Source organism: Methylobacterium sp. CM6247, assembly GCF_054817925.1.
The window spans coordinates 4465169-4490762 of record NZ_JBTXKX010000003.1 but is presented as its reverse complement, the minus strand read 5'-3'; the positions used below and the strand labels follow the sequence as shown (position 1 = coordinate 4490762).

25 protein-coding genes and 1 pseudogene are annotated in these 25594 nt (G+C 66.9%); 13 read left to right on the top strand and 13 right to left on the bottom strand.

The genetic code is table 11. The features are described from left to right. Window positions 1-83 precede the first annotated feature (83 nt). Together ACYQOP_RS22265 and ACYQOP_RS22260 are read left to right on the top strand one after the other, a co-directional pair. Window positions 84-1003 (top strand): annotated as a pseudogene (locus ACYQOP_RS22265) (IS1595 family transposase). A 1-nt stretch (window position 1004) separates the two neighbouring features. Next, entirely contained in the window at window positions 1005-1436 is a 432-nt protein-coding gene (locus ACYQOP_RS22260; protein WP_461224187.1) for a hypothetical protein, read from the top strand. A gap of 4 nt (window positions 1437-1440) precedes the next feature. On the opposite strand, the gene ACYQOP_RS22255 is transcribed toward ACYQOP_RS22260, so the two are convergent. The 3 genes from ACYQOP_RS22255 to ACYQOP_RS22245 form a co-directional block, all read right to left on the bottom strand. Beyond that, window positions 1441-1815, bottom strand: coding sequence for a hypothetical protein (locus tag ACYQOP_RS22255; protein WP_461224185.1), 375 nt, complete (start codon window positions 1813-1815; stop codon window positions 1441-1443). Between the two features lie 46 nt (window positions 1816-1861). Then, the gene (locus tag ACYQOP_RS22250) at window positions 1862-2344 is read right to left on the bottom strand and encodes a Panacea domain-containing protein (RefSeq protein ID WP_461224183.1); all 483 of its coding nucleotides are present in this window, start codon (window positions 2342-2344) and stop codon (window positions 1862-1864) included. A gap of 172 nt (window positions 2345-2516) precedes the next feature. Beyond that, window positions 2517-3356: a hypothetical protein gene (locus tag ACYQOP_RS22245; RefSeq protein ID WP_461224181.1), complete on the bottom strand. Its 840-nt coding sequence runs from the start codon at window positions 3354-3356 to the stop codon at window positions 2517-2519. 132 nt (window positions 3357-3488) lie between these two features. Here ACYQOP_RS22245 and ACYQOP_RS22240 point away from each other — a divergent pair, with 132 nt between their 5' ends. Beyond that, window positions 3489-4313: a transporter substrate-binding domain-containing protein gene (locus ACYQOP_RS22240; protein WP_210348640.1), complete on the top strand. Its 825-nt coding sequence runs from the start codon at window positions 3489-3491 to the stop codon at window positions 4311-4313. Window positions 4314-4344: 31 nt separating this feature from the next. Here ACYQOP_RS22240 and ACYQOP_RS22235 read toward each other — a convergent pair whose 3' ends face one another. Beyond that, window positions 4345-5415, bottom strand: a complete 1071-nt coding sequence (locus ACYQOP_RS22235) for an NAD(P)H-dependent flavin oxidoreductase (protein WP_461224179.1) — start codon at window positions 5413-5415, stop codon at window positions 4345-4347. 248 nt (window positions 5416-5663) lie between these two features. On the opposite strand from ACYQOP_RS22235, the gene ACYQOP_RS22230 reads away from it, so the two are divergent. The 6 genes from ACYQOP_RS22230 (at window position 5664) to ACYQOP_RS22205 (ending at window position 12156) form a co-directional block, all read left to right on the top strand. Next, complete coding sequence (locus tag ACYQOP_RS22230) at window positions 5664-7031, top strand: MFS transporter (protein ID WP_461224177.1); 1368 nt, start codon at window positions 5664-5666, stop codon at window positions 7029-7031. Window positions 7032-7077: 46 nt separating this feature from the next. Beyond that, window positions 7078-7614: a hydroxyisourate hydrolase gene (gene uraH / locus ACYQOP_RS22225; RefSeq protein ID WP_461224175.1), complete on the top strand. Its 537-nt coding sequence runs from the start codon at window positions 7078-7080 to the stop codon at window positions 7612-7614. Window positions 7615-7665: 51 nt separating this feature from the next. After that, window positions 7666-8019 carry a hydroxyisourate hydrolase gene (uraH, locus tag ACYQOP_RS22220; protein ID WP_461224173.1) on the top strand — a complete coding sequence of 118 codons (354 nt, stop codon included), beginning with the start codon at window positions 7666-7668 and terminating at the stop codon, window positions 8017-8019. Between the two features lie 131 nt (window positions 8020-8150). Then, entirely contained in the window at window positions 8151-9530 is a 1380-nt protein-coding gene (locus ACYQOP_RS22215) for an MFS transporter (RefSeq protein ID WP_461224171.1), read from the top strand. A gap of 138 nt (window positions 9531-9668) precedes the next feature. Next, entirely contained in the window at window positions 9669-10238 is a 570-nt protein-coding gene (gene uraD, locus ACYQOP_RS22210; RefSeq protein WP_461225428.1) for a 2-oxo-4-hydroxy-4-carboxy-5-ureidoimidazoline decarboxylase, read from the top strand. A 217-nt stretch (window positions 10239-10455) separates the two neighbouring features. Then, complete coding sequence (locus ACYQOP_RS22205) at window positions 10456-12156, top strand: lysine--tRNA ligase (RefSeq protein WP_461224169.1); 1701 nt, start codon at window positions 10456-10458, stop codon at window positions 12154-12156. Here the strand turns inward: ACYQOP_RS22205 and ACYQOP_RS22200 are convergent. From ACYQOP_RS22200 to ACYQOP_RS22160, 9 genes are all read right to left on the bottom strand, one after another. After that, a complete protein-coding gene (locus tag ACYQOP_RS22200) occupies window positions 12066-12485 on the bottom strand; it encodes a type II toxin-antitoxin system RelE/ParE family toxin (protein WP_461224167.1) in 420 nt (139 codons plus the stop codon). The genes ACYQOP_RS22205 and ACYQOP_RS22200 overlap by 91 nt on opposite strands. Then, window positions 12482-12733: a type II toxin-antitoxin system ParD family antitoxin gene (locus ACYQOP_RS22195; protein WP_461224165.1), complete on the bottom strand. Its 252-nt coding sequence runs from the start codon at window positions 12731-12733 to the stop codon at window positions 12482-12484. The genes ACYQOP_RS22200 and ACYQOP_RS22195 overlap by 4 nt, the downstream gene beginning before the upstream one ends. A gap of 128 nt (window positions 12734-12861) precedes the next feature. Continuing rightward, window positions 12862-13722, bottom strand: a complete 861-nt coding sequence (locus ACYQOP_RS22190) for an SDR family oxidoreductase (protein ID WP_461224163.1) — start codon at window positions 13720-13722, stop codon at window positions 12862-12864. Between the two features lie 46 nt (window positions 13723-13768). Continuing rightward, on the bottom strand, window positions 13769-13948 hold the full coding sequence (locus tag ACYQOP_RS22185; RefSeq protein WP_018044058.1) for a DUF1328 domain-containing protein: 180 nt from the start codon (window positions 13946-13948) through the stop codon (window positions 13769-13771). A 48-nt stretch (window positions 13949-13996) separates the two neighbouring features. Beyond that, window positions 13997-15367 carry a chloride channel protein gene (locus tag ACYQOP_RS22180; RefSeq protein WP_461224161.1) on the bottom strand — a complete coding sequence of 457 codons (1371 nt, stop codon included), beginning with the start codon at window positions 15365-15367 and terminating at the stop codon, window positions 13997-13999. 357 nt (window positions 15368-15724) lie between these two features. After that, on the bottom strand, window positions 15725-17143 hold the full coding sequence (locus tag ACYQOP_RS22175; RefSeq protein WP_461224159.1) for a deoxyribodipyrimidine photo-lyase: 1419 nt from the start codon (window positions 17141-17143) through the stop codon (window positions 15725-15727). 439 nt (window positions 17144-17582) lie between these two features. Then, a complete protein-coding gene (locus ACYQOP_RS22170; protein ID WP_461224157.1) occupies window positions 17583-18680 on the bottom strand; it encodes a TRAP transporter substrate-binding protein in 1098 nt (365 codons plus the stop codon). Between the two features lie 123 nt (window positions 18681-18803). Next, on the bottom strand, window positions 18804-19871 hold the full coding sequence (locus ACYQOP_RS22165) for a branched-chain amino acid ABC transporter substrate-binding protein (RefSeq protein ID WP_461225426.1): 1068 nt from the start codon (window positions 19869-19871) through the stop codon (window positions 18804-18806). Between the two features lie 362 nt (window positions 19872-20233). Continuing rightward, window positions 20234-21403, bottom strand: coding sequence for a polysaccharide biosynthesis/export family protein (locus tag ACYQOP_RS22160; protein WP_461224155.1), 1170 nt, complete (start codon window positions 21401-21403; stop codon window positions 20234-20236). 290 nt (window positions 21404-21693) lie between these two features. On the opposite strand from ACYQOP_RS22160, the gene ACYQOP_RS22155 reads away from it, so the two are divergent. The 4 genes from ACYQOP_RS22155 (at window position 21694) to ACYQOP_RS22140 (ending at window position 25511) form a co-directional block, all read left to right on the top strand. Then, window positions 21694-22995, top strand: a complete 1302-nt coding sequence (locus ACYQOP_RS22155) for an alpha/beta hydrolase (RefSeq protein WP_419952821.1) — start codon at window positions 21694-21696, stop codon at window positions 22993-22995. Next, window positions 22992-23549 carry a gluconokinase gene (locus tag ACYQOP_RS22150; protein WP_405030618.1) on the top strand — a complete coding sequence of 186 codons (558 nt, stop codon included), beginning with the start codon at window positions 22992-22994 and terminating at the stop codon, window positions 23547-23549. The genes ACYQOP_RS22155 and ACYQOP_RS22150 overlap by 4 nt, the downstream gene beginning before the upstream one ends. After that, complete coding sequence (locus tag ACYQOP_RS22145) at window positions 23549-24373, top strand: Cof-type HAD-IIB family hydrolase (protein WP_461224153.1); 825 nt, start codon at window positions 23549-23551, stop codon at window positions 24371-24373. Before ACYQOP_RS22150 ends, ACYQOP_RS22145 begins: the two co-directional genes overlap by 1 nt. Before the next feature lie 226 nt (window positions 24374-24599). Next, window positions 24600-25511, top strand: a complete 912-nt coding sequence (locus tag ACYQOP_RS22140) for a transglycosylase SLT domain-containing protein (RefSeq protein ID WP_461224151.1) — start codon at window positions 24600-24602, stop codon at window positions 25509-25511. The last annotated feature ends 83 nt before the right edge of the window (window positions 25512-25594 follow it).

Sequence of the window (25594 nt, the reverse complement as noted above, 5' to 3'; positions counted from 1 at the left end):
TGCGTCAAGGGCAATTTAAAGCGTTGACCTAACTCAATTCAACTCATATCACTCACCTCAACGCAAAACGTTCAGGTGACGCCGTGGCCCAGCACTTCCTTCTCTCCAAAGCGGCCCGCTCCCTCAGCCTCGCCAAGGTCGCTCGTCTTTCGGACGATCAGGCTTGGGAGACGTTCAAGGCGATCCGCTGGGAGGCTACCGAAGGCGCTCCCTTCTGCCCGCGTTGCGGCTGCCTCAAGCACTCCTTCATCGCCACCCGCAAGCTCTTCAAGTGCGCCGGTTGCCGCCATCAGTACAGCGTCACCTCGGGCACCATCTTCGCTTCCCGCAAGCTCCCCATCCGTGACCACCTCCTTGCCATCGCGATCTTCGCCAACGGCGCGAAGGGTCATAGCGCCCTCCAGCTTTCCCGTGACCTCGACTGCCAGTATCGGACGGCGTTCGTTATGGCTCACAAGCTCCGTGAGGCCGTTTCGGCTGAGGTGGCCACGTTCGCCCCGCCAATATGAAGGCGGATCGGATCGACCGTCGCCTTGCCGAGAACCAGACCGGTAAGCGTCGCGTCGTCGTCGTGATCCGCGAGCGCGGCGGCAAGGCTCTCACCTTCGCCTTCCGGTCGGAAGCCGAGTCGGTCCCGACGATTGAGCAGCGCGTCGAGGCTGGCAGCGTCGTCCACGCTGACGAGGCCAAGGGCTGGGATCGTCTCCACAAGACGTTCAAGACCCACCGCATCAACCACCAAGAGGGCTACAGCTTCGACGAGGCTTGCACCAATCAGGCCGAGTCGTTCTTCTCTCGCCTCCGCCGCGCTGAGATGGGTATTCACCACCACATCAGCGGCGCTTACCTCGCCTCTTACGCTGGTGAGATGGCTTGGCGCGAGAATCACCGCCGGGTGAGCAACGGCGAGCAATACGCCCTCATCACCGGCGCTGCCCTCACGCACGCCCCGTCCAAGGTGTGGAAGGGCTACTGGCAGCGCCACATGGCGAAGGTTGCCTAAGATGGCGCTCCTTCACGTCGTCAGCACCCTCACTGCCAAGCGCAACGAGATCGAAGCGCATATCAAAGCGCTGCGGGCTCAGCTTGCCGTGGCAGAACGCGACCTGTCGTCCGTAACGGCGGTCCTAGCGCTCTATGAGCTAACCCCGGCAACGGAGCTTCGCTTTCCTGCCTACGCCCATCTGAACCGGCTGTTCGTCTACGGGGAGATGTTCAAGCTGTGCAAGCAGGCGTTGGAGGAGGCTGGTAAGCCGCTTACGACGCGCGAGATCGCGCTCGCTGTGATCCGCGCAAAGGGGTGGGATGAGAACGACGTGATGCTACGGAAGGCGGTCGCCTACCGACTTATCCAGAACCTCAGCCGCGCCGTCGTTCAGGGACGGATAGGAGACGCAGGAAGGCATAAGGGCGTGCGTGTGTGGTCCTTGATTTAGACAGTTAGCTTTTTCGGGCGCCTACAAAAACACCTGTTAAAATCATTCCGACTAGACCAATGACGGTTACGGCAGTGCTTCCTACAAGGATTTTCATCACATCATTATCAATGTGGACGTCACTTCCAACTTGCGCGCTGCTAAATAGCATTAATCCAACAAAAGAACAGTATCCAACCATAAACCAGTAAGTACGTCTTGCATAAGGCTCAATAAGTTTATCTAATGTTTCAGATGTATTTTTGCTGCGCTTAAGATTTGCAATTTCTTCTTTCAGTTCATTCCTCTCGTCCTTAAATCTTTCGAGAGTATCAGACAAAGAAGCAACGCGCTGTAATGCCCTAGCTAGTTCGGGGGACTCACTGTTCTCCAGCGACACCGGAAGATTTTCCGGTGCCCTGTCGATGTCCTGAACTGTGATGTCGTTACTTGGTGCCACGTCCGGCAAGGGCCAAATTAGTGTAATGCTGCTTTATGAGGTGGTTGGGGATAGCGCTGTCCCGGCCCTCATTCAGATAGACTTCGGTCCATGGAGTACCCGGCATGTGAGTCATGCGAGATAAGTCGCGTCCAGAATACTTTCTATATTTATTCCAAACATGATCGACGACCGATTTTTCCCTAGCGCTCAAATCGGCTTCATAAACCTCTTTAGAAACAGGGTCGGTGAATAACTTGGTCGATGGGTCGATCCCGTGGTCCCGTATGTGATCCCATATGTCGCGATAGACGGGGCCGCCGTCCCAAGCCTCGGGATTTTCCGCAACCAGCGGCTCGCCATTCACGGCCAGGTTCCAGCCGTGAGCGATGTAGATCATCTTCTGAAGCCACATCTGTCCCGGCATCCCAGAACGGCCAAGCCGCGTTAGGATCTCGTTGGCGACAGCTTTTGCCGAGTGAAGAGGCATCACGCCCACCTGCCGACCATAAGCTCTTGGATTGCGTCGCTCCCTTAAGCGCAAGTCACTTCGTCTAGTTTTTAAGTACGTTTCCTGTGTGTTTCGGCTAATGGGGCAATATGTCGCATGGATTTCGTGAACGAGGAGGCTTCAGCCGCTAGGCCCTACTTACTAAACCACCTCAACGCTTTCGGGTGAGGTTGCTGCATAAGACCGGGTAATCGAACCGCGTCAGCGCCTCCAGCAAGCGCGGCACCACCGCCGCCTCCCGGTAGAGCGCCACGAACACCGTGTAGACCGGCAGGTCGCCATCCGGCAGCCCTGGTCCGGGTGGGTCTTCCGGCGCAGCCTCGCCGGTGGGTCCGATGGCGGCCACGCGAAAGGTGAGGAGGGCGAGGAACCCGACCTGCACCAGGACCCAGGCCGCCGTGACGAGCAGCGCCGGCAGGCTGGCCATGGCGAGAACGAGCGCCCCGAAGATGAGACCGGCCAGAGCGAGGAGCGGCGCCACGGGGGCGGCATTGTAGGCCCAGTCCGGCCTCCTCCTGAGAAGGTCGTCCGAGGCATGGGCGGCGATTCCCGCCGCGCGTTGGGCGAAGATCGCGTGGCGCAGGGCCGTCGGCGTGGTGATCGCCGGCATCAGACCCGTCGGGCTGCGCCCCTGCAGCAATTCGGCGATCGCGCGCCCCCGAGGGGCATAGACGAACGCGGCCCCCATTCCCGGTGCGAGGGGGGCGACGCCCGCGATCAGACTATCGGGAAACCGCGCTCCGGCGCCGAGGGGCAGGGTATCCCGGAGGAACCGCGCCCCGAGGGTGAGCGCGAGGGCGCGGTAGAAGCGTTCCTCTTCCATCAACCCGGCCTGGATCAGGGTGGTGGCGGCATCGGCGCCGCTCGCCCGGGCCAGGGCCGCGGCCTTCGCCAGCATCAGCGGGGACGTGGCGTGGCTGAGGAGAAACGCGATCTCCGGGGGCAGTGCCACCGTTTTGCCGCGCAGGTTCCTGAAACCGACGATCGACACCGGAACCGGCTCCCCGAGGCCCGGGAACGTGATAGGGGGAGAGCCGTGAGCCAGACGATTCCCGCGCACAACCAGTGCGACACAGATACAACCAGACCGTCAACCCGAGGCAGGCGGTCCGCCGCCGCTTTGCTGGTGACGGCGCTCCTCGCCGTTTCGCCGGCGTCGGCGCAGGAAGCCACCTCGCCGGGCGTGACGATCCCGAATTTCTGGAATCCGCGCAGCCGGCTCGAACGGATCGAAGCGCCGCAGACGGCGCGCGCCATCCGCTTCCTCACCGACGACGAGTTCCCGCCCCTGCATTTCGCCGGCCCTGACGGCGCGCCGACCGGCTTCGTGGTGGAACTCGTCCGGGCGGTCTGCGAACGCTTGACGCTCAGCTGCACCATCCAGGCGCGCCGGTTCGATACGCTGCTCGACGGGCTGGCCGACCGGCAGGGCGACGTGGTCGCCGCCGCCATCCCGCTGACGCCGACCCTGCGCAGCCGGTTCCTCGCCACCCGTCCGTATTTTCGCTGGCCGGCGCGCTTCGCCGCCCGCACGGACAAGGGCCTTCCCGCCCCATCGGCCAAGGCCCTCGCGGGCAAGTCCGTCGGAATCGTCGCGGCAAGCGCGCATGCGGCTTATCTCAAGGCGTTCTTCCCCCAGGCGGAGGCGCGCGAGTTCACCGACCTCGCCACCGCCGAAGGCGCGCTGCGGCGCGGCGACGTGGACTACGTCTTCGCCGACGGGCTCAACCTCGCCTTGTGGATCGGCGGCATCGATTCCTCGAATTGCTGCGCGCTGGTGGGCGGCGACTATCTCGAAAACCACTATTTCGGCGAAGGCATCGGCCTCGTCACCCGCCGAGAGGATACGGCCCTCTCCCGCGCCCTCGACGAAGCCCTGCAACGGCTCTGGGACGAAGGGAAATACGCAGAGCTGTACCTGCGGTTTTTCCCCGTCAGTCCGTTCTGACTCGCCAGCCCGTCCCCATCGGAAGGCAGGCCTATCCGCGGTTCCTCAGCATCCCGCGCGCCGCCTCCGCCAGCCGCCGGGTCAAGTCCGCAGCCCCCGTTTCCCGTGCCAGGGACGCCGCCTGACCGGACCAGAGCGGCGAGAAATCGCCCGAGCCTCCCGCCTCCGCGCGCTGGCGCAGGGGCTGGAGCGCCACGGCGGCGGAGGGAAAGGCGGGAGCGTCGGCGCTCACCGGGCCGAGCTCCGCCAAAGCACGGTTGACGAGCCCTCGGGCGGGGCGCCCCGTGAAGACGTTGGTGAGCGCGGTATCCTCGTCGCGGGCCGCCCGCAGGGCGGCGAGATGGACGGCGGAGGTGCCGGCCTCCGGGCACAGGAGGTAGGCCGTGCCGATCTGGACGGCGGAAGCGCCGAGCATGAGCGCCGCGGCGATCCCGCGCGCATCGGCGATGCCGCCCGCCGCGATGACCGGGACGCGCACCGCGTCCACCACCTGCGGCACCAGAGAGAAGGTGCCGACCTGCGACTCCACCGCATCGGTGAGGAACATGCCGCGATGGCCCCCGGCATCGGCCCCTTGGGCGATGATCGCGTCCACGCCGCGCTCATCGAGCCAGCGCGCCTCACGCACCGTGGTGGCGGACGAGACGACGAGGCAGCCCGCTTCCCCGACGCGGCGGAGGAGGGCGGCCTCGGGGAGCCCGAAATGGAAGCTGACCACCGCCGGGCGCAGATCCTCCACGACGGCGCACATCGCCTCGTCGAAAGGCGCGCGGTTGGCCATGGCGACGGGTGCCGCCGGGTCGAGGCCGAGCTCGCGGTAATAGGGTGTCACGCGCTGGAGCCATGCGGCCTCGCGGGCCGGATCGGCGGCGGCCGGAGCGTGGCAGAAGAAATTCAGATTGAACGGACGATCCGTGTTCAGGCGGATCGCCGCGACCTCGCTGCGCACCTGTTCGGCGTTCAGGGCGGCGCAGGCCAGCGACCCGAGGGCGCCGGTGGTGGAGACGGCAGCCGTGAGCTGGCCCCGAGGCCCCACCATCGGGGCCTGGACGATGGGATGATCCAGACCGACGAGATCGAGGAAGCGTCTGTCGGGCCACATGGCATGGTCTCCTTGGCAAGGCGTCGATCACCGTCTGTCTACACCATCGAAGCGCGAAGGTTTCCGGTTGGCTCCGCAGCCCTGAGGAACGCGATGAAAAGCCTCGCCCGGCGTGGATAACCTCGCTCGCAGGCGAGTTTCACGGCCCGGTCGGATGTCGGATCGCGCGGGAACATGGTCCAACTATTGCTAATGTTTCGGCGTGGTTTGCATCGGCGCCGATGGTGTGACGGACCCTGAGGCGATCCATGGCGATCCGGTCATATCCAGTTTCCGATGCGTCATCGGCAGGACCTCGTCCGTCGCTCGACGCGGCCTACCGCCGGATTACCTGGCGCCTGCTGCCGTTCCTGATGATGCTCTGGATCCTGTCCTGGATCGACAGGGTCAATATCGGCTTCGCCAAGCTGCAGATGCTGTCCGATCTCAAATTCAGCGAGACGGTCTACGGCATCGGCGCGGGTATCTTCTTCATCGGCTATTTCCTGTGCGAGGTGCCGAGCAACCTGCTGCTGGAATATATCGGCGCCCGCAAGACCATCGCGCGGATCACGCTCCTCTGGGGCGCCTGCTGCGTGGCGATGATGTTCGTCACCACACCGGCCTTCTTCTACGTGCTCCGCTTCCTGCTCGGAGTGTTCGAAGCCGGCTTCTATCCGGGCGTGATCCTGTACCTCACCTACTGGTACCCGAGTGAGCGGCGGGCGAAGGTGTTCGGCCTCTTCATGTCGGCCTCGGCGATCGCCGGGGTGATCGGCGGGCCGCTGGCCGGCGCGATCCTCACCGGCATGAACGGCGTCAACGGCTGGGCAGGCTGGCAATGGGTGTTCCTGCTGGAGGGCATCCCCTCGATCCTCGCAGGGTTCGTCACGCTCCTCTACCTGACCGACCGTCCCGCCAAGGCCACATGGCTGACGACAGAGCAGCGGGCGCTGGTCGAGGCGGACCTCGCCCGCGACGCCGAGGCCTTGGGTCCGCGCGAGCACGGCGTCCTCGCTTCCCTGAAGGATGCCCGGGTCTGGCAATGCATCGCGATCTTCTTCTGCATCATCATGGCGAACTCGGCCCTGACCTTCTTCGGGCCGAGCGTGGTGCGCGATGCCGGCTTCACCGATCCGCTCACCGTCGGCTGGATCATGTCGGCGGCCTATCTGTGCGGTGGCATCGGGATGATCCTCAACGGGCGCCATTCCGACCGGACCGGCGAGGCGCGCCTGCATTGCGGGATCCCGGCGACGATCGGGGCGCTGGCCATCGCACTCGTCGGGTTCCTGGTCCCGTGGAGCCCGGTTCTGGCCATGCTGGCGCTCGCCGTGGCGATCGTCGGTACGATGAGCGCGATCCCCGTCTTCTGGCAGATCCCCGGGCGGTTCCTGGCGGGCTCGGCCGCCGCGGCCGGCATCGCCCTGATCAATTCGGTGGCCAACCTGGCGGGCTTCGGCGCCCCCGCCCTCATGGGTTACCTGCGCGAGCATACCGGCTCGGCCTCCGCCGGCCTGTGGCTGGTCGCGGCCTTCGAGCTCGCGACGATCGTCCTGATCCTCGCCTTCGTCCCACCCGCCACCCCGGCGCTGGAGCGCCGGGCCGCCGCCCGTGCCGCCCATGAGCCGGCCTGACCCCGCCCCCGGTCGCGCCGGAACCGGCCCTCTGCAGGAGACACAGTTGAACCACCCCCCTGAGCGACCCGACCTCACGCGCCGCAGCCTGGTCGGCGCCGGCCTTGCCGGAATCGGTCTCGGCGGCACGGTCGCCGCCACCGGCACGGTGCTGGCCCAGGGCGCGCCCGCCCCGGCTCCTGCACAGCCGGGCGCCCTGAACACCGGCCCGACGATGCAATCCGGCCTCGGCCCGCGCCTCACCATGCACGCCATCGACAATTTCCACGGCACACCGGGCGCGGGCATGGTCTGCGACCTCTCCGTGCGCGATGGCGACACCTACCGGCCGATCAAGACGATCACGACGGGGCCCAACGGCCGCTCGCCCGAGCCGCTCCTCATCGACGACGCCCTGAAGACCGGGCGCTACGAGCTGCTGATGCATGTCGAGGAATACTTCGCCCGGATCGGCGTGGCGCTGCCGAGCCCGAACTTCCTGAGCCTCGTCCCGATCCGCTTCCACATCCGCGACGCGAGCCAGCGCTACCATCTGCCGATCCTGTTCACGCCCTGGGGCTACTCGTATTATCGCGGCAGCTGAAAGCCCCGACCGTCCGCAACCGCTTACCCACGAAACGATCCGAGAGACCCGATGGCCGGCATCACGACACATATCCTCGACTCGGAGCGCGGGCGCCCCGCGCCCGGCGTGCGCATCGACTTTTCGGTGATGGAGGAGGGGCACTGGCGCCTCGTGAAGAGCGTCGTCACCAATGCCGACGGGCGCACCGACACACCGATCCTGCCGGCGGCGGAGGCGAAGATCGGCCAGTACCAGCTCGAATTCTTCATTGACGGCTATCTGAAGAGCCGGCCCGGCGTGAGCGAGGCGGACATCTTCGTGGACAACCCGGTGGTGCGGTTCGCCGTCTTCGACGCCAAGCAGCATTACCACGTGCCGATGCTGTGCACGCCCGGCAATTGCACCACTTATCGCGGAAGCTGACCATGCCGGAACGGGTCGAGATTTACGGCCCGATCAGGGTTTGGATTGCATAAGGGGAGGGTCCATCTCGTCTCGGCACTTCGGTGAGAGTTTCATCGCCGCCGACGACGCGACCATCTTCGGGGCAATCCATGGCGATCCGGTCATATCCAACTCATCCTAAGTCATCGGTCGGACAGAACCCGTCACTCGACGCGGCCTACCGCCGGATCACCTGGCGCCTGCTGCCGTTCCTGATGATGCTCTGGATCCTGTCCTGGATCGACCGGGTCAATATCGGCTTCGCCAAGCTGCAGATGTTGTCCGATCTCAAATTCAGCGAGACGGTCTACGGCATCGGCGCGGGCATCTTCTTCATCGGCTACTTCCTGTGCGAAGTGCCGAGCAACCTGCTTCTGGAACATGTCGGCGCCCGCAAGACCATCGCGCGGATCACGCTCCTCTGGGGCGCCTGCTGCGTGGCGATGATGTTCGTCACCACGCCGGCCTTCTTCTACGTGCTCCGCTTCCTGCTCGGAGTGTTCGAAGCCGGTTTCTTCCCAGGCGTGGTCCTGTACCTCACCTACTGGTACCCGAGCGCGCGGCGGGCGAGGGTGCTCGGCCTCTTCATGTCGGCTGCAGCCATCGCCGGGGTGATCGGCGGGCCGCTGGCCGGGGCGATCCTCACCGGCCTGGACGGCGTGAACGGCTGGGACGGCTGGCAATGGGTGTTCTTGCTGGAGGGTATCCCTTCGATCCTCGCAGGGCTCGTCACCATCTTCTTCCTCGGCAACGTTCTTACCGACCGCCCCGCCAAGGCCAACTGGCTGACACCGGAGCAGCGGGCATTGATCGAAGCCGACCTCGCCCGCGACGCGGAAGCCTTGGGGCCCCGCGAGCACGGCGTCCTCGCCTCCCTGAAGGATGTCCGGGTCTGGCAGTGTATCGCGATCTATTTCTGCCTCGTCACGGGGTACTCGGCGCTGATCTTCTTCGGGCCGAGCGTAGTGCATGACGCAGGCTTCACCGACCCGCTCACCATCGGCTGGATCATGGCCGCCGCCTTCCTGTTCGGCGGCATCGGCATGGTGCTCAACGGGCGCCATTCCGATCACACCGGAGAGGTGCGCCTGCATTGCGGTGTGCCCGCCATGATCGGGGCACTGGCCATCGCCCTCGTCGGGTTCCTGATCCCGTCGAACCCGGTTCTGGCCATGGTCGCACTCGCCGTGGCGATCGCCGGTACGATGAGCGCGATCCCCGTCTTCTGGCAGATTCCCGGACGGTTCCTGGCAGGCTCCGCCGCCGCGGCCGGCTTCGCGCTGATCAACTCGGTGGCCAACCTGGCGGGCTTCGGCGCTCCGACGGTGATGGGCTATCTGCGCGAGCATACCGGCTCGGCCTCCGCCGGCCTGTGGCTGATCGCGGTCTTCGAGCTCGCGACGATCGTGCTGATCCTCGCCTTCGTCCCGCCCGCCACCCCGGCCGGCGAGCGCCGGGGCACCACCGGCGCCGCGCCCGAGCCGGCCTGAACCGCCACGGCCGTGCCCGGGGCGGGAGCGTCGACCGCGTCCCGAAGAGGCTGCCCCCGTGAGCGAGGCGGAGATCGCCGTGGACAAAGGGTGGCACGGTTCGCCATGGTCGAAGCCAGGGGACATGATCCCGTGCCGATGCCGTTCACGCCCCGGTCGTCGTACGGATTATCGCGGGAGTTGAAGCCTTTGTCGGATCTGGCCGCCATCCACCGTCTCGACCGGGACGCCTTCGTCGCTCTGCTCGGCGGGGTGTTCGAACACGCGGCCTGGGTCGCCGAGGCGGTGGCGCCGGCCCGCCCCTTCGCCAGCGTGGGCGACCTGCACGCCGCGATGATGGACGCGGTGCGCCATGCGCCCGAGGCGCAGCGCCTCGCCTTCCTCAACGGGCATCCGGAACTCGCCGGGCCCGAGGCACGGGCGCGAGCAATGACGGCCGACTCGGCGAGCGAGCAGGGCAGCGCCGGCCTCGACCACCTCCCGCCGGAGGATGCGGCGGCCTTCGACCGCCTGAACGCCGCCTACCGGGAGAGGTTCGGCTTCCCCTTCATCATCGCCGTACGGGGCCGCAGCCGGGCCGAGATCCTCGCGGTGTTCGAGGCCCGCCTCGGACGGGGACAGGCCGAGGAGGAGGCCACCGCCCTCGACGAGATCGGCGCGATCACGCGGATGCGCCTGGACATGCTGATCTCGGGGGCGGGCGACTGAGAGCGTTCGCGCTCGGCCCCCGCAACGGTCGGGAATGCCCGCTTGTTCGACGTACCGAGCATCAAAGCCTGGCTTCGAGCGACCTCGGCCCCGGCCTCGCCGGAGACTCGCATCGCACCTCCGCGTTGACCCTCCCCGGCCCGCTCCCTAGGGTGCCCGGCCGCATCCGGCCGGTTCCGGCCATCCCGTGTCTTCTCGCAGAACTGACGCCCATTCCATGTCCGCCCCGCCCGTCTCGTCTCCGCTCGCCCTCGACCCCGCCCTGGTGGAGGCCGCCGCCCATGCGGCTGCCTGGCCCTTCGAGGAGGCGCGCAAGCTCGTGGCGCGGCTGGAGCGCAAGCCGAAATCGGAAGTGCTGTTCGAGACCGGATACGGGCCGTCGGGCCTGCCGCATATCGGGACGTTCGGCGAGGTGGCCCGCACCTCCATGGTGCGCCACGCCTTCCGCGTGCTCACCAACGACAGCGTGCCCACGCGGCTCATCGCCTTCTCGGACGACATGGACGGCCTGCGCAAGGTGCCGGACAACGTGCCGAACAAGCAGATCCTGATCCCGGCGTTGAACCAGCCGCTCACCCGCGTGCCCGACCCGTTCGGCACGCATGACAGCTTCGGCGCGCACAACAATGCCGAGCTGCGCCGCTTCCTCGACGCGTTCGGGTTCGATTACGAGTTCCGCTCGGCCACCGAATGCTACAAGGCCGGCCTGTTCGACACGGCCCTGCTGACGGTGCTCGACCGCTACGAGGCCGTGATGGCGATCATGCTGCCGTCGCTCCGGGCCGAGCGTTCGGCGAGCTACTCGCCGTTCCTGCCGCTGCACCCGGAGACCGGGGAGGTGATGCAGGTGGCCATCGACGAGGTGCGGGTCTCTGCCGGCACCCTGGTCTGGCGCGACCCCAAGACCGGCACCGCCTACGAGACCCCGGTCACCGGCGGCCACGCCAAGCTACAATGGAAGCCGGATTGGGCCATGCGCTGGGTAGCGCTCGGCGTCGATTACGAGATGGCCGGCAAGGATCTGATCGATTCGGTGAAGCTCTCGGGCGAGATCGCCCGCGCCCTCGGCGGCGAGCCGCCGGAGGGATTCAACTACGAGCTCTTCCTCGACAAGGAAGGCAAGAAGATCTCGAAGTCGAAGGGCAACGGCCTGTCCATCGACGATTGGCTCGTCTACGGCACCGCCGACAGTCTTGCCCTGTTCATGTACAACAAGCCGCGCGAGGCCAAGCGCCTGTTCGTGGAGATGATCCCGCGTCAGGTCGACGATTACCTGAACTTCCTCGAGAAGTTCCCCGGCCAGGAGCCGGCGCAGCAGCTCGGCAACCCGGTCTGGCACCTCCATGCCGGCCACCCGCCGGCGGCCGAAGCCGTGGGCAAGGGCGGCTCGCTGAACTTCGCCATGTTGCTCAACCTCGCGGCGGTGGCCAATACCGAGGATCCGGCGGTGCTGTGGGGCTTCATCCGCCGCTACGACCCGGAGATCGGGCCGCAGACCCATCCAGTCCTCGACAAGCTGGTCGGCCATGCACTCGCGTATTTCCGCGACCTCGTGCGTCCGGCCAAGACCTACCGCACGGCGACGGAGGAGGAGAGGGCGGCCCTCGCCGACCTGTCGCAGACGCTGGAGGCCCACAAGGGCTCTACCGATCCGGAGGGGCTGCAGGCCGTGGTCTACGAGGTCGGGCGGCGGCACTTCCCCGACCTGTCCGGCAAGGCCAAGAGCCCGGACGGACGGCCCGGCGTGTCGCAGGCCTGGTTCACCACCATCTACAACGTGCTGTTCGGCGAGGCGCGCGGACCGCGCTTCGGCTCGTTCATCGCGCTCTACGGAGTGGCGGAAACGCAGGCGCTGATCGAGAAGGCCCTGTCCGGCGCGTTCGTGCCGGCCTCGTCCGAGACGGCCTCACTAGCGTGACCCTCGACCTCACCGATTATTCGCTGGACGGATGATCGGTGAGGACCGGGATCCCGGCTGGCATGCAGGATCGCGACGATCTCTACAGTCCCGGCCTCATAGCGGAAGAAGATCACGTAGCTTTCGCAAGGAAAGCTACGTAGGTCGCTCTGCAATTCCGGACGTGCCCGGCCGAGCCGTCCCGGGAGCGTCGCCAGTCGATGGCATTGCCGGCGAAGTCGCGCAACGAACCCCTGTGCGGTGGTGAGGCTGCCACTGGTTTCAGTGACGTGGCCGAGGATATCGACGAGGTTGGTTCGCGCGAAAGCGAGGAACCGAACCTTGCTCACTCCCCATAGCCCAGAGCCTTAAGTTCCGCGCTCTTTGCCGCGAGCGCGGCATCGATCTCATTCTCGCTCGCGTCACCGCCCGCCTCAACGGCCTCGCTCAAGGTCCGACGCAGGGCCTGGAGTTTCGCCTCGCGCTCTTCGACGAGGCGAAGGCCTTCGCGAACCACCTCACTCGCCGAGCCATAGCGGCCATCCTGCACGATGCGGGAGATAAACCCCTCCCACCGGTCGCCAACAGATACGTTCATGCCGTCCTCGCCTCTCAATCGATGCGAAGAATATCATAAACGGTGCATTTTTTGATATGGGAGCGGATTAAGAAGGGGCCGGATTCAGGCGATCCCACCGGCGCGTCTCCACCAACGGGGCCGTCGCCCTATTCCGCCCGTCCGAGCTGCCGCAGGCTCAACGCCCAGACCCGTTCCTGAAGCGCCTGATCGCGTCCGTGGCGAGAGGTCGGGACGGGACGGCATTTCGAGAAGTACAGGCCGCTGACGCCGTCCACCTCCGGCGAGGTCGCCAGATGCAGGGAGGTCGCCGCCCCATCGGCCGGGTTGCTGAGGAAGGGCCGGATCAGCGACCAACTGATGCCGAACCATCCCCCGGTGCCGCCGGCGAAACCGCTGGCGATCACGCCGGGATGGAGCGAATTCACGGTGACACCTGTGCCGGCGAGGCGACGGGCGAGGGCGGCGGTGAAAAGCACGTTGCCGAGCTTGGCCTGGGAATAGGCCTTCCACGTGCCGTAGCGGCGCGCACCGTCGAGATCCTCGAGATCGATCAGGCCGCGCTTATGCGCCCTCGAGGCGACGTTCACGATGCGAGCGGGCGCGCTCGCCTTCATCAGGTCGAGGAGGTCCAGGGTCAGTTGCATGTAGGCGAGATGGTCGAGCGCCCAGGTCCGTTCCAGGCCATCTACTGTCACGTGCCGGGCATCGAAGATGGCGCCGGCATTGTTCACGAGCACGTCGAGGCGTGGATAGAGCGCCCGCACCTCGGCGGAGAGACGCCGGATCTCCGCCTGCGAAGACAGGTCGGCGAGAAATACGTCGATGACGGCGCCCGGCACCGCGTCGCGGATGCGGGACGCCGCCTCGTCGGTTCGGCCGGCATCACGGCCGACGATCCCGACACGGGCGCCCGCCCGTGCCAGGCCCAGGGCCGTCTCGTAGCCGATGCCCGAGGTGGCACCGGTCACGAGACAGATCTTGCCGGGGATGGGTGCGGCGTTCGCCATGGACGTTACGAACTCCCGCCGGCCCGGTTTCCGATCGGATGACCGCTTAGAAGACCGCCTGGCCGACAGCCAAAGCGAGCACCACGATCACGATGGCGATCACCAGGAACACACCGAAGAGGATGCGCGACAGGGAGCGCGCGCCCGAGGCGATGCCGGTGAAGCCGAGGCCGCCCGCCAGGAGCGAGATGACGAAACAGATGAGGGCCCATTTGAGAAGGGTCATACGCGCAAAACTCCAGCGTGCGGAACGACCGATAACCCTCCTGTCGGGTCAAGCGTTCCGCTCAAGCTTGTGCGGCGTCGCGATGACGGGCGCGGCACCGGATTCCGCCTTCTCCAGGATCGTGGCGGCCAGCGCGTGATAGAGCCCTTCGCGGCAGATCAGCTTCGAGACCGCGTCGGCGATGAGGGCGGTGACCATGAGCGGGATCATCATCGCGTGGTCCTGGGTCATCTCGGTGACGATGACGAAGGCGGTGATCGGCGCCTGGAGCGTGCCGGTGAGGTAGGCGACCATGCCGATGAGCACGAGCGCGCCGATGGGCACGTCAGCGAACAGGCCGTGCAGCCAGACGCCCATCCCCGCCCCGACGCTGAGGGAGGGGGCGAACAGGCCGCCGGGAATGCCGCTGATGGAGGAGAACACCGTCGCGAGGAATTTCAGCGGGGCATAGGCCGGATGCCCGGTATCGGTGCCGTGGAGCATGGCGCGGGCCTCCTCGTAGCCGGTGCCGTAGACCGTACCGCCGGAGGCGAGACCGCAGAGGGCGACGCCGAGCCCGCAGAGGGCACCGAACACGATGGGGTGGCGGCGGATGGCGCCGCCGATCCGACCGGGCAGCCCCCTGGCGAAGAGGAGGGTGACGCGGCCGAACAGGCCGCCCGCGATGCCCCCGAGCGCGCCGAGGATCGCCACCGCGAGCCATCCCGGCCCGAAGGGCAGGGCGGCCTTGGTGGTGCCGAAATACGTATAGTCGCCCTGGATCGCCAGCGCGGTCAGCCCGGCCGCGATGACGGTGGCGACGATGAGACCGCTGGTGCGCGCCTCGTAGGTCCGGCTCAACTCCTCGATGCCGAAGACGATGCCGGCGATGGGGGTATTGAAGGCGGCGGCGACCCCTGCCGCTCCGCCGGCGAGGATGACGCCGGGCAGGCGCTCCGCGTCGAGCCGGCCGAATGCCGCCATGATCGCGGCCCCCACCTGGACCGTCGGCCCCTCGCGCCCCGTCGAGGCGCCGCAGACGAGGCCCAGCGTCATGACCAGGATCTTGCCGAACGCCGTCTTGAGGGAGACCAGGGCGTTGCGGATCGCCGGGTCCTCCGTATGGCGCGCGGCGATCACCTGGGGAATCCCCGAGCCTTGCGAGTTCGGGAACACCCGAATGGCGAGCAGGATCGCGATGGCGAAGCCGAGCGGCGTCAGCACCAGGGCGACGAGGGGGGAGGGCGAGACGATCCAGCGGAACATCTCGTGCGCCCAATCCGCGAGCTTGGCCATCGCCACGGCGGCGAGCCCGACGCAAAGCCCCCCGAACAGGAACAGCAGGCGCTGCCGCCATAGCGGCGCCGCATCGGAGGCCGCGCCGCGCCAGCGTTCCAGTCGCCTGCGCGGCGGAGGGGAGGCGGGAGCGGGGTCAAGCATGATCGCGGGCTCGCGCGGGCGACCGATCGTCGGAGGGGCGACACGTCCGTGAACCGACCCCGTCTTTCCGGGGCTGCGGAGCGGAGCCCGGAATCCAGGACCAGAGGTCGATCTTCATTCTGCTCCACCGGTGGTTCTGGATTCCGGGCTCGCCTCTGGCGCCCCGGAAAGACGGGAAGGATCACGAGCGTGTACGGCGCTTGTCCGGCACGAACCGAAGGCCCAGGGACACTTGCCAAACAAGAACACCCGCCAAGCAAGAACACCCGCCAAGCAAGCCCCCTCACGAAGCCAAGGCCCTCACGAAGCCAGGACACTCGCCAGGCGAAGCCCGCGACGCAAGGCGTGTACCGCCCCTCAGCTCGTCTTGCGCGGTGTCTTTCCCGCCTTCTCCTCAGCTCGGCAGAGTTCGCCGACGGTCTTGAGATAGGCCTTGGCGTCGAACTTCCTGAGCGAGTTCTCGCTCTGGTAGCGCACCGTTCCGAAGATCGGACGGCGCGCCCAGGGACGGTCGTGCAGGCCGTAGACCCAGGCGACGTTGGTGAAGGAATTGGCGTCGCGCCCGTCGAGAAAGTAGCGGTTGTTGAGGCGCAGGGTGCGCTTGAAGCCTTCCTCCGCGCTCGGGGACCATTCGAGGATCTTCTTGCCCCAGTACATGCGCAGGTGGTTGTGCATGTAACCGGTCACCCGCATCTCGGCCTGGGCGGCGTTCCAGTATTCATCGTGGGTCTTGCCCTCGGCGAGTTCGGCCTCGGTGTAGAGCGTGGGCCGCTCGTCATCGGCGTGTTCGGCCAGGGCCTTGCGCGCCCAGTCCGGCACCGCGTGCTCGAAACTGTCGTAGCGCTCCGTGTAGTTCACATGGTTCATGGCGAGCTCCCGCCGCACCACGAGTTCCTCGAGATAGGAGGCCTTGTCCTCCGACGCGCCCGCCTTCGAGGCCCTTACCGCCAGGGCGATCTCCACCGGCGAGATCTGCCCGAAATGCAGGTAGGGGCTCATATGCGAGGCGGCCCCCGCTTCGGGCCGGTTGCGGTCGGTGCCATAAGAGCCGAACGGCCCGGCGAGATAGGCCTTCAGGCGCCGGCGCGCCTCCGTCTCGCCGCCGGTGAAGCGCGTCACCGGAGCGACCTCGCGGTCGAGGCTCATTCCCGCCAGCACCGCCTCCGGGTCCGACACGTCGACCTCGCTCTTCGGCAGCCCGCGCCCGGCCTTGTGCTTCACGGCACGGGGTTTGAGCTCCTCCACATACTCGTCGAGGAGCTTCAGGATCTTGGGACGCAGGGTGCGGGCCGGGAATTCATGCTTCGGGGAGGCGACCTCCACCGGCACCACCACGTCCCCCTCCACCTGGACGACGCGGATCGTCACGGCTTTCGCGATCTCGCCGTACCAGCGCTTCTGGATGGCAAGATAGCCCCGGTCGAGGACGAGGAGGGCCGCCTTGGCCGAAAGGTCGATGGCGATCTCGGCCGGCGAGGCCTTGCGCATCACGAAATGGATGCCGCGCGCCTCCAGCCCTGCCTTCGCGTCGGCGAGCCCCTGCAGCAGGAAGGCGTAGTGGCGCGCATTGGCTTCGGGAAACCCGTTGGCGCCGTCGAGAAGTCCGAAACAGACGACGACGGGAAGGCCGAGCCGGTTGGCCTCCTCGATGGCCAGTTCCAGGGCCGGGTTGCAATGGGCGCGGTTGGCCTGCTGCAGCAGGTAGAGGACGTAGGAGCCGTCCGCATCGGGTTCGGCGTCATTCAAGTCCCGTATTCGCTTCGCCTGTATCGCCATCGTGTGTCACCGCCCCGTTTCCGTCGAAGTTTGCTCTCCCGCCAAGCGGGAGGTGAAGATGAATGATCTCGCGAGGGGCGGGTCAGGGAGATGGAAACGCCAGAATTCGTGGCGTTCCACCCAATGCAGAGACCGGGTTTCCGAATGCACTCATCGGCTTGCATCACACGGATGACCAGGAAGACTGAGGCTGATCTTGGCCTGCGACATTTTCGTTACAGCGGGATTACGAAGTGCGACGCCACACGAAAACAGATGGCTCCGTTGCACGAACGGCCTTGCATTTCCGCCCAGGACGCTCAGATTGTGCATTGCGGGAACGCGATGGCGTCGCGCTCCCGCTGCCCTTCTTGGGCGTTTCCTCCCTAGACTTCGGGCCGCTCTTCGGAGCGGCCTTTTTTCTGTCCGCAGCCACGCAGCGCCCGTCAGCACGGAGTGCTCATCCGCGAGCGCGGGCCCGGATCATGAAATTGTCGTAGGTGTATTCCGCCACCTGGAACCAGAGATATTCCTCGTTCCGGAAGGTCTTCATAGCCTCGTAGATGCGCTTGAAATCGGCGTTCTTGGCAGAAATCTCGGCATAGACGTCGTTGGAATGCTTCAAGGCCGTCTCCATGACGTCCTGGGGGAAGGGCCGGAGCTGTGCGCCGGCGGCCACCAGACGGCGCAGAGCGCGGGGGTTGCGCGCATCGTATTTTGCCAGGACTTCGGCATGGGCCTGGGCGGCGGCGGCCTGGAGGATGGCGCGGTAGGCCTTCGGCAAGGCTTTCCAGGCCTCGGCGCCGATCCAGAAATGCAGCATCGCGCTGCCCTCCCAGAAGCCGGGGTAATGGTAGGTGGGCGCCACCTTCTGCAATCCGAGCTTCTCGTCGTCGTAGGGGCCGATCCACTCCGCCGCATCGAGGGCCTTCGATTCGAGGCCGGCATAGATCTCCGGCCCGGGCGTCGTCTGGGGCACCGCGCCGAACTTCGCCAGCACCTGACCACCGAGACCCGCGATGCGGATCTTCATGCCCTGGAGATCGGACGCGCTCTTCACCTCCCGGCGGAACCAGCCACCCATCTGCGCCCCGGTATTCCCGCCGGGGAGGCTCACCAACCCATGCTTGGCGAAGACCTCCGCGAACAGGTCGGCTGCGCCGCCCTGGAGCCACCATGCATTCTGGCCGCGGGCATTGAGGCCGAAGGGCAGGGCGGAGGCGAGAGCGAAGGTCGGGTCCTTCCCGCTGCCGAGGGTGGCCGGCGCGTGTCCCATCTCCACCGTCGCGGCGGACACCGCATCGATCACCCCCTCGGCCGGGACCGGCTCACCCGGCGGAAGCACCTGGATCTGGAAACGACCGTCCGTCGCCTCGGCCACGAGGCGCGCGAGCGTCTCCGGCGCGCCGAACAGGACATCGAGGGATTTCGGATAGTGGGAGGCCAGCCGCCAGCGCGTCTCGGGCATCGTCTCGGCCCGGGCTCCCCCCATCGACAGGGCGGCGGCACCGCCCAATCCGGCGGCGAGCAGGCTGCGGCGCGCAGGGTGTGAGGCCATGACAACTCGCTTCAAAAACTCGCTTCCCCCGTCTCTCGGTCCGTTCACGAACGGGGCAGGAGACAAAACGATCCGATATTCCTTCGCGCGCGCCCTTCCTTCGGCCTCACCGGCCGAACTGCGTCAGGGAGGAGGCGCGTAGGTGAAGGTCCCGTCCTTCCAGACATAGAGCACGTAGCCCTGGGCGGTGACGTCGCCCTTGCCATCGAAACCGACCGAACCGAGGACGAGATCGAACCGCTCCGTATGGAGCGCGGAGACGATGCGGCGTGCATCCGTGCTGCGGGCGAAGTTCCCCGCCTCCACCAGGGCCTGAAGGGCGGCGTAGCCATAGATCGTCGAGCCCTCCACGTCGCCGCCCTGCGCCTTGAGCGCCTGGACCACGGCAGCCGCCTCCGGCTTGCGGCGCGGATCGAGGTAGAAGGTCATCAGCACGCCGTTGCTGGCCGGCCCGGCCGCGGTGGCGAAATCCTGCGTGGCGATGGCGGAGGTGCCGAACCATTGCGGCCGGAAGCCCCGTTCCGCCGAGATCCGCACGAGGCGGCCCATTTCGAGAGCGTCGCCCCCGTAATAGGCCACCGAGATCCCCGCTTCCTTCAGCCGGTCGGCCAGCGCCGCATCGTCCGCGTCGCTGGCGACGAACGCGGTCGCCAGGGCCTCGTTGATGCCGATTCGGTTGAGGTTGTCCTTGGTGGCGGCGGCGAGCGCCCGAGAGCCGGGGCTCTGGTCGTTGAGGATGGCGATCTTCTTGTCGCGGAAACGCTCCGCCAGCACCGTGGCCGAGAGCTTGGCCTGGTCGTCGTCGCGCCCGCACACCCGGAACACGTTCTGGAGGCCGCGATCGGTGAGCTTGGCGGCGACGGACGCCGCCGTGACCATGGCGATGCCGTTGGCGGCATAGACTTCGGACGCCGCCAGCGAGGCGTTGGAACAGACATGGCCGACGACGAGGCGCACATCGCTCGCGGCATAATGCTTGGCGACTCCCACGGCCTTGTTGGAATCGCAGGCATCGTCCTGGACGTCGAGCTGGATCGTCTGCCCGGCGAGGCCGCCCTTGGCATTGGCGTCCCGCACCGCGGCGCGAACCCCGCGAAGAACCTGCTCGCCGACGGCGACATAGGCACCCGATTGCGGAACCGCCACGCCGACGGTCACGTCCGCTCGGGCGGGAGCGACGGCCAGGAACACGGCGAGACTTCCGCACGCGGCGCTTCGCGTGGTGACAGCGGATCTCGACAGCGTGGTGGCGGCCTTGCGCCGCGAGGCCAGATGGCGGGCCACGCTCGCCAGCCCGAAAAAGCAGGCCACCCGTCTCATCCTCATGTCGCCCCGCCCCAAAACCCGTCCGGTCCACTCTTAAGACGAGCGGGCCCTACGAGTTGCCCCCCGGCACCCATGGCATCGTCGAGCCGTGAGGCAAGGCGGTCCATAACGCAAGTGCGTGCAAGACCCCGCGTGGTCGGTGCGGAACCGAACCGCCCCGGTCCAAGACGCCCCGGTCCAAGACGCCCCGGTCCAAGACGATCCGACCCATGACGATCCGGCCGGCCTCAGTCGAAGGAACCGCCGACGCGTACGCCGGTCATGACCGGCTGGGCCGCCGCCGAGAAGACGGAGAGGACCTTCTTGATCTCGGTGAACGGCGCGTTCGAAACGTAGACCATGTCGCGGTTGCGCATGCGGAAGGCTTGAGTGAGGAACAGGCTGTTCGGGTCGCGCATGTCGACGCGATAGACCACGGGGACGAGCGGTGTCCCCAGCAGCGGGCTTCCGGGCTTCAGGCGGCGGACCACCGCCGCCGGCTCGAAGCGGAAGATGAAGGTCCCGGTCGGATCGGCATCGGCATCGCGCTGACCGCGTGCCTTGGCCAGCGCCTGCGCCAACGTGATGCCCTCGGCCTGGAACGGGATTTCCATGGCCTGACCCAGCGCGCCGACCGCCAGGAAGGTCTGGGGATCGCGCACCAGGGTGAGATTGTCGTTGGGGCGCAGGTAGATGTTTTCCTTGGGGTTCGACACCACCGTCGTCAGCGGCACCGTCGCCGTCGTACCGCCCCGCGACAGGCGCACGAAGGTCTCGTTGACGGGCGTCTTGACCCCGCCTGCGGTGGCGATGACGTCGAGAATGCGATCGCCCTGGGTACCGAGCGGGACGCGGGCGCCGCCGATGGATTCACCACCGACCGTCACCGATTGCGAGACCGGCCGGGTCACGGTGACGATCACCTGAGGCTGGATCGCCTTGCCGGCGAGCTCCGTCTCGATCAGCGCCTGGACGTCCTGCGTCCGCCGTCCGGCCACCTGTATCCGGCCGGCATAGGGGATCGAGATCGCGCCGTCGCGCGAGACGACCTGCTCGGGCAGCTGCGCCGCCTTCGAGCCCGCGGAGAACGAATTGACCGTGAGCGGGCCCGAGAACAGGCCGCCCGAACCGGCTTCGAACACCGAGACGGCCACGGCGTCGCCGATGCCGATCACGGATTCCGCCGGAGCGCGACGATCGCCGAAGGATGCGAACAGGCTATCGAGGGAGCGTCCGCGCAGTGCCTCCACCACGGCGGAGTTCATGTCGATGAGTTCGTAGCGGGCGAAGGTCCCTTCGCTCGTCGCCTGATCCGCGCCGTCCACCACGGCCGTGGTGGACGGGCCGGCGGCGGGCAGGAAAGCGCCGCATCCCGACACCGAAAGCGTGGTGATAAGGACGATAGGCAGAGTGCGCATGCAGTTTCGCCTGTCGGTTTCTCTCATCCGCTGCCTAAACCAAAGCCTTGTCACTGTCCGTGGCGGGTTGGACACAGTGCCGTCCCGTCGGGACGCGTGCAACGGATCGTCCCCGATACCCACATGCCGAGCTCCTGGACTTGCCGCCGGGGCTTCGCAACGGACGACGTACGGGGCTACTTGGCCGCATCTGTCTCGTCTTACTGCCGAAATCGCTCGACGGTGGGCGGATCGGCGTGCGAATTTCCCGACCTACGAGCAGGGGGCACCTGCGAGGACAGCCGAGCCGGATGCCTTTGTCTGACACGATCCCCGATCGCCCTCCCGGCGCGCGCGCCGAGCGGACCCACGGTGACGGCGCACGAAGCCCCGTGCGGCGCCGGCATGTCTTCTATGTGCCGGGCTACGATCCGGAAGGGCGTACCCGCTACCGCATGTTGTTCGTGCGGGAGCTGACGCTCCATGCCAAGAGGTTCGGTGAGCCCAAGCGCCGCCCCGGACGCGCGGTCATGGGAGCGGACGGGCTTTCCCAGCGCTGGACCGTGGCCGCCGAACCGGAGGTCGGCGGAGCGGAGACGAGCTACGACGTCCTGCTCTGGGACGACATCGTGCTCAAGGATTTCGCCCGCTGGCGCATCGTCAGCGTCCTCCTGCTGTTCGCGGGCAGCCTCCAGGCCATCGTCACCGGCATGGCGGTGAAGTTCTACCGGCTGAACTGGAAATACGGCAACGTCATCCTCTATCCGCTCGGCCTGATCCTCCTCCTCACCCTCGTGAGCGGCCTGATCGCACATCAGATCCATGCTCATCTGGGAGACGGATTCGGGCACAGCCTGCAATGGCCGGCCTGGGTGACGGTGCCGCTGGGCCTCGCGGCCGGCCTCGTCTGGATCAAATCCCTCGATGCCCTGCTGGAACGTGCGTTCTTCTGGCAATTGCTCAACGACTGGGTCTTCAACTGGCAGCACGGCCAGGGCCGGCGGCGCGACTACGAAACCCGCGTCGACGCTTTCGCCGCCCTGGTCGTGGACCGCCTCGCGGCATTCCGGGCGGAGGGTACGGAGCTCGACGAAGTACTCATTCTCGGCCATTCGACCGGCGCGCTCACGGCGGTGGAAGTCGCCGCCCGCGTGCTCGCCGCCGATCCGGCGATCGGCACGGGAACGACGGCGTTTTCCTTGCTGACCCTCGGCTCGGGCCTGCCCATCGTCGCGCTGCAGAAGGAGGCGCGCCGGGTGCAATCGGACATCGCGAGCCTCGTCGTCTCGGAAAGAATCGTCTGGGTCGATTATTATGCCCCCCAGGACTGGATGAACTTCCCCGATTTCGATCCGGTGGAGCGCCTGCCCCTCGACCTCGGCGGCCGCCCCCCGCGCAACCCGCTGGTGCGCTCGGCCAAGTTCCGTGAGATCATCGATCCGGAAACCTACCTCAAAGTGCGATGGCGACCGTTCCGGATGCATTTCCAGTTTCTCTTCGCCAACGATCGTCGCGGCGAGTACGACTTCTTCGCCATGGCGCTCGGCCCGCAGCGCCTGCGGGACCGGGTGAAAGGCCCCCGGATCGACACCGGCACGGCGACCGGGTCTTGAGCATCGAACCGGATCAGGGCCCGCCTCGAATTTTCATCGTGATGGGCGTCTCGGGCTCGGGCAAGAGCACGATCGCCGGGCTATTGGCCGAGCGCCTCGGGTGGGATTTCGTCGATGGTGACGCCTTCCACAGCGCGGAACACGTGGCCAGGATGCGGGATGGCCACGCCCTCGACGATGCCGACCGCGCCCCCTGGCTGGCGGCGATGTCGGCCTGGATCGGCACACGCCTGGAGACCGGCAAACCGGGCGTTCTCGCCTGCTCGGCCCTGAAGCGGGCCTATCGCGATGCGCTCGTCCAGGGGCGGGCGGGCATTCGCATCGTCTATCTCGACGGCGACCGCGACCTGATCGCGGCCCGCATCGCCCGCCGCACCGGCCACTTCATGCCGGGTGCCCTCCTCGACAGCCAATTCGCCACGCTCGAACCGCCGCGCCCGGAGGAGGGCGCGCTGGCGGTGCCGATCGTCGGCAGCGCGGAGGCCATCGTGGCAACGATCCTGGACCGATCGGGTTTGCAGCCCGACGATCCCATCAGACAGGACACAGCATGATGTCGGGCCCTCCCTCCGGCGACCGGGCGATCGCCTTCGTGATCTCCGACGTGGACGGGACCCTCGTCACCTCCGACAAGAGCCTGACCCAGCGCAGCCGGGACGCCGTCCGGCGGCTCGACGCGGCCGGCATCGGTTTCACCATCGCCTCCGCCCGGCCGCCGATGGGGCTCAGGTCGCTGATCGCCGACCTCGGCCTGCGTCATCCGATCGGCGCCTTCAACGGCAGCACCTTGCTCGCCCCGGATGGGCAGATCCTCGCCGAACATCTCCTCCCGGAGGAGACGGCCCGCCAGGCCGTGCGGCTCCTCGACGGGCTCGGCCTCGATATCTGGGTGTTCGCGCGGGGGCAGTGGAACCTGCGCGACCCCCATGGGCCCTATACCGATCTCGAACGCCGGACCCTCCAGGCCGAACCGACCCGCGTCGAGGATCTCGGTCCCCTCCTCGTGGGCGCATCCAAGATCGTCGGCGTCAGCGCCGATACCGATCATCTGGCCGCATGCGAGAGCCGGGTCGCCGAGGCTCTGGGACACGGCGCCGACGTCCATCGCTCCCAGGCCTATTATCTCGACGTGACGCCGTACGGGCAGGGCAAGGGGACATTCGTCGACGAGATCGCGCGCCGCCTCGGGATTCCCCACGGGCGGATCGCGACCCTCGGCGATGCTGCCAACGACATGGCGATGTTCGCACGCAGCGGGTTCTCTGTGGCCATGGGCAATGCCGGGGAGGCCGTGAAACGGGCCGCGTCGGCGGTGACGTCGGGAAATGACGACGACGGGTTCGCAAAAGCGGTGGATGAATTTCTCTTGACGCGCTGACGCGCAAACGCCGCCGATCCTTGCCCCGTACAGCTCAGCTCCTTGGCAATGCTGGCGAAACCGCCGGACCACGGGCCGGGGTCGCGTTCAGGCCTGTGCCATGTGCGCCACAGCACGCGGAGAAACGGCTCCGCTTTCCCGCAATCATGACAGTGGAGCCGCCTTCCGGCCTCATTTAGCCTCGACCCTTGGCCTCAGATCAAGAACGACGCCACCGGGTCTCCGAATGAATCAGCGCCTCCTGCTCCTCGCCGTGGCTGCGGCCGTCCTGCCGGGCCCGGTTCTCGGCCAAGGCACCCCGGCCCGCGACAACATCGATGCGCTGATCGAGGAGCAGGCAAAGGCAAACGGCGTCCCGGCGAGCTTCGTCCACCAGGTCGTCAAGCGCGAAAGCAACTACAATCCCAACGCGAAGGGCGGCAGCGCCCTCGGCCTGATGCAGATCAAACATGCCACCGCACGCGGCATGGGATATCGCGGGGATGCGGCAGGTCTCTACGATCCGAAGATCAATCTTCGTTACGGCATTGCCTATCTCGCCGGCGCCTATCGCACCGCCAAGGGCAACACCCACCAAGCCTATACTTATTACAACCGGGGCTATTACTACGCCGGCAAGCGCCAGGGCACCCTGGTCGCCGGCATCGAGGACACCACGGCCGCCTCGCCGCAATCGAGCGCGGCCTTCAGCGACGTGTTCACCCGTGGCTTCGGCGCGCAGCGCAAGGCGCAGCCCGATGCGAACGTCACCGCCGCCGGAACGGCCCTGGCCTATGCTCCGAGCCTGACCACTCCGCCCGTGCCGACCGAGCTGGTGGAAGTCCCGCTGCCGCCGCGCCGGCCGGCTGCCTTGTCCGGCCTCGCTCCGGCCGTGGCGGAGATCGGACCCGCCCATGCGCCGGCCGCCACCCCTCAGGCCACGGCTTTGGCCGCCCTGTCGGTGAATCCGGCAATGCCCCAGCCGGCCGCCGTCGCGGGCGCCGTCGAGTTCTCCGTGACGGAGAAAGTGGAAGTGCCGCTGCCGCCGCGTCGTCCTTCGGCGGTCGTTCTGGCCTCGGTGGGCCGCCCGATCGTCGCGAAGAAGGCACCGACACCCGGCACCATCATGGAAGCCTCGGCGCTTCCGCCCAGCCAGTAAGCCCTCGAAAGCCCGTCACCGCGTCGAGCGCCTCACCCAAAAGGCGGCAAGCGCCCCGTCTGTCCCTGATCGGGACAAAGCTG

Bases quoted from the DNA above. Each gene is read 5' to 3' on its own strand.
- ACYQOP_RS22180 (WP_461224161.1), bottom strand. From the start codon at position 15,367: ATGCTTGACCCCGCTCCCGCCTCCCCTCCGCCGCGCAGGCGACTGGAA.
- ACYQOP_RS22155 (WP_419952821.1), top strand. From the start codon at position 21,694: ATGCCTTTGTCTGACACGATCCCCGATCGCCCTCCCGGCGCGCGCGCC.
- ACYQOP_RS22215 (WP_461224171.1), top strand. From the start codon at position 8,151: ATGGCGATCCGGTCATATCCAACTCATCCTAAGTCATCGGTCGGACAG.
- ACYQOP_RS22190 (WP_461224163.1), bottom strand. From the start codon at position 13,722: ATGGCGAACGCCGCACCCATCCCCGGCAAGATCTGTCTCGTGACCGGT.
- ACYQOP_RS22205 (WP_461224169.1), top strand. From the start codon at position 10,456: ATGTCCGCCCCGCCCGTCTCGTCTCCGCTCGCCCTCGACCCCGCCCTG.
- ACYQOP_RS22140 (WP_461224151.1), top strand. From the start codon at position 24,600: ATGAATCAGCGCCTCCTGCTCCTCGCCGTGGCTGCGGCCGTCCTGCCG.
- uraH (WP_461224173.1), top strand. From the start codon at position 7,666: ATGGCCGGCATCACGACACATATCCTCGACTCGGAGCGCGGGCGCCCC.
- ACYQOP_RS22175 (WP_461224159.1), bottom strand. From the start codon at position 17,143: ATGGCGATACAGGCGAAGCGAATACGGGACTTGAATGACGCCGAACCC.
- ACYQOP_RS22230 (WP_461224177.1), top strand. From the start codon at position 5,664: ATGGCGATCCGGTCATATCCAGTTTCCGATGCGTCATCGGCAGGACCT.
- ACYQOP_RS22160 (WP_461224155.1), bottom strand. From the start codon at position 21,403: ATGCGCACTCTGCCTATCGTCCTTATCACCACGCTTTCGGTGTCGGGA.
- ACYQOP_RS22195 (WP_461224165.1), bottom strand. From the start codon at position 12,733: ATGAACGTATCTGTTGGCGACCGGTGGGAGGGGTTTATCTCCCGCATC.
- uraD (WP_461225428.1), top strand. From the start codon at position 9,669: ATGCCGTTCACGCCCCGGTCGTCGTACGGATTATCGCGGGAGTTGAAG.
- ACYQOP_RS22250 (WP_461224183.1), bottom strand. From the start codon at position 2,344: ATGCCTCTTCACTCGGCAAAAGCTGTCGCCAACGAGATCCTAACGCGG.
- ACYQOP_RS22235 (WP_461224179.1), bottom strand. From the start codon at position 5,415: ATGTGGCCCGACAGACGCTTCCTCGATCTCGTCGGTCTGGATCATCCC.
- ACYQOP_RS22260 (WP_461224187.1), top strand. From the start codon at position 1,005: ATGGCGCTCCTTCACGTCGTCAGCACCCTCACTGCCAAGCGCAACGAG.
- ACYQOP_RS22145 (WP_461224153.1), top strand. From the start codon at position 23,549: ATGTCGGGCCCTCCCTCCGGCGACCGGGCGATCGCCTTCGTGATCTCC.
- ACYQOP_RS22185 (WP_018044058.1), bottom strand. From the start codon at position 13,948: ATGACCCTTCTCAAATGGGCCCTCATCTGTTTCGTCATCTCGCTCCTG.
- ACYQOP_RS22170 (WP_461224157.1), bottom strand. From the start codon at position 18,680: ATGGCCTCACACCCTGCGCGCCGCAGCCTGCTCGCCGCCGGATTGGGC.